A 1091-nucleotide genomic window follows, 5' to 3' on the forward strand; every position below is an offset into this window, starting at 1 on the left:
GAGTACCTGTTCTGTGCTGCAAAGGGAAAAGCGGCGGAATCTCCCTTTTGGAAGGCTGCTCACTTGATTCTCCCCAAACAAAAAAAGAGCAAAATGAGTTTCTCATTGCTCTTCAAAGATTATCTACGCATGATGTTCACGAAAGTGATGATATACTCAGCAAGCTCGGCAACTTCTTTACTAGGATTAACAGCCGCATCCCAGGCTAATTTGAATCCCGACACACTGCCATACCTATTTTCTCTGTTTGGTTCGACTGCCTTGAGAGCTACTTCATAGAGCTCTTCTCCTGCCTCCCAATGCTCAAATGAACGATCGCACTCTCCCCCAAGCAAAGCAAACGCTGTTGCCCCCATGGTAAATACATTGGTAATGTTCGCGATGTAGAGCGGGGCGTGGTTGTAACTTACCATGATCAGGACAATGACATTCACGAACTTTACACCGATGCTGTTTTGGTTGCCGCAGGAAGAAAGCCAAATACAGAAGGCTTACAGCTTCAAAAGGCAGGCGTAGCAGTTACTGAACGAGGTGCTATCAAGGTTGACGAGCGATTACAAACGACAATTACTCATATTTATGCCATGGGGGATGTAGTTGGTGGACTTCAATTCACGTATATTTCGCTTGATAATCAACGTATAATTATAGATAATTTATACGGCACAAAGCAACGAACAACAATAGATCGGCAGCATGTTTCATATTCCGTCTTTATTGATCCCCCCTTATCCCATGTGGGTTTAACGGAAATAAAAGTGGCCACTATGCCTTCTGCAGTCATACCGCGTGCAAAATTGACGGAAGAAACGGATGGTCTGCTAAAAGCGATCGTTGATGCGAAAACGCATAGGATCCTCGGCTGTTCATTATTTTGTTCAGAATCACATGAAATGATTAATATTGTTCAGATCGCCATGGAAACAGGTCAATCCTACACTTATTTAAGAGACCGCTTAACGATTTATTTCAATTAATTAAATAACAAATGTGAGGAGAATATAGACATGGATAGAATACAAACAAAAGATCAATATCAAGAGTTAATTGCAAGAGATAAATACACAGTTATGAAGTTTGATACAACATGG

At 41.5% G+C, this 1091-nt stretch carries 1 protein-coding gene and 1 pseudogene; both read left to right on the forward strand.

From position 1 onward, the window contains the following. Window positions 1-209, forward strand: a pseudogene (locus AC1DUA_RS38660) (helix-turn-helix transcriptional regulator); the annotation flags it as partial. Window positions 210-395: 186 nt separating this feature from the next. After that, window positions 396-977: an FAD-dependent oxidoreductase gene (locus AC1DUA_RS38665; RefSeq protein WP_477504732.1), complete on the forward strand. Its 582-nt coding sequence runs from the start codon at window positions 396-398 to the stop codon at window positions 975-977. The last annotated feature ends 114 nt before the right edge of the window (window positions 978-1091 follow it).

The sequence above is a fragment of the Paenibacillus sp. 01T422 genome, assembly GCF_056398785.1.